Below are 212 nucleotides of genomic sequence, written 5' to 3'. Positions count from 1 at the left end.
GGCGGCCTGCTCCTCGTCATCGTCGGCGACCTCGTCGCCGCCGTCCTTACCGCCGTCGGTGCCGCCGTCCTCTTCCTCTTCGCTCTCGATGTCGCACAGCGGCAGGTATTCTCCGCCTCCGGCGACCAGCTCCTCCAACCGCACACCCCCGGCGGCGATGCCATCGATACGATCAAGATCGTCGATAGACGTGAACGGCCGGAGGTCGAGGA

Annotated in this window: 1 pseudogene; it reads right to left on the bottom strand. The window is 67.0% G+C overall.

The annotated features are described in order from the left end of the window. Positions 1-212, bottom strand: a pseudogene (locus ELR45_RS35850) (hypothetical protein); the annotation flags it as partial.

This window comes from Phytoactinopolyspora endophytica (assembly GCF_004138495.1).
Classification (GTDB): domain Bacteria; phylum Actinomycetota; class Actinomycetes; order Jiangellales; family Jiangellaceae; genus Phytoactinopolyspora; species Phytoactinopolyspora endophytica.
The sequence above is the reverse complement of the archived record's forward strand: the minus strand, read 5'-3'. Positions and strand labels throughout refer to the sequence as shown.